General features: G+C 52.2%; 2 protein-coding genes. One reads left to right on the forward strand and one right to left on the reverse strand.

The features are described from left to right. On the reverse strand, positions 1–518 hold a 518-nt coding region (locus CXF87_RS12120), incomplete at its 3' end, for a peroxiredoxin (RefSeq protein ID WP_101146789.1). 246 nt (positions 519–764) lie between these two features. Here CXF87_RS12120 and CXF87_RS12125 point away from each other — a divergent pair. Further along, a partial coding sequence (locus tag CXF87_RS12125; protein ID WP_232774912.1) for a cytochrome c biogenesis CcdA family protein occupies positions 765–1063 on the forward strand: 299 nt, incomplete at its 3' end.

Here is a 1063-nt window from a genome sequence, read left to right on the forward strand (position 1 = left end):
TTTTGCCAGTCAACGGGGGTGGCCACTTTGTGCTTGTCAGTTAGCTGAAGCGAATCGAGAACCCGCAGTATCTCGTCGACATTACGTCCTGTGCTGGGTGGATACGTCAAAGTGAGACGAATTTTCTTGTCAGAATCGATGATGAAGACCGTGCGCACCGTAAGTTTGGGGTCGGCTTTGGGATGGATCATTCCATAAAGCTTCGCTACCACCTGATCTTCGTCAGCCAGCAAGGGGTAGTTCAGGGCCGTGCCCTGAGTCTGTTCAATATCCCCCACCCAGTCGTGGTGAGAGCTGAGGGGATCCACCGAAACCCCAACCAGTTTGGCACCCCGCTGGGTGAATTCGTTCTTTCGCTTGGCAAACGCGCCCAGTTCTGTGGTGCATACTGGCGTAAAATCAGCGGGGTGCGAGAACAGCACCGCCCAGCTGTCGTCAAGCCATTGGTGAAAGTTGACCGTGCCTTGCGTGGATTCGATCGTGAAGTTTGGTGCTGTCTCGCCCAGTTGTAGCGCCATGGAAATGTCCTCATGTCATTCATTGAGTAGCCACCATAACTTTGAAGTCAACTTTAAGGTCAAGCTTGATGTGTAATATTTGCAATTCGATAGGAGACAAATAATTTGTCAATAAAGGTTGACCTTAAAGCAGCTGTAAGCCTTAAAATTCTTACGGCGTTAAAATGGATATGATAGGAGGTAGCACCATGGGATTGGTTCAATACCCTTGTTGGCCGTCTCCATAACTTAAGTTGCGATAACACATTGGAATCTCTCTCTTCCATCGGCTTGGTCGGCGCCTTTATCGGCGGATTGGTCTCCTTCTTCTCGCCCTGCACGCTGCCCCTGTTACCGGCCTACCTGTCGGTGGTCACAGGCGGTAGTGCCGGTAAAGCCGACAGGCGGTTAGAGGCATTGACCCTCAGTGCCTTCTTCGTCTTCGGCTTCAGCATCGTGTTCATCCTACTCGGGCTCGGCGCCAGTAGTATCGGGCAACTGATGCGAGGGTATCGCCAAGAATTCAACTGGGTTGCCGGCTCGGCGGTGATCGTGCTGGGCCTCTT

This window comes from Halomonas sp. MES3-P3E (assembly GCF_002836035.1).
In the GTDB taxonomy this organism is placed as follows: domain Bacteria; phylum Pseudomonadota; class Gammaproteobacteria; order Pseudomonadales; family Halomonadaceae; genus Vreelandella; species Vreelandella arctica.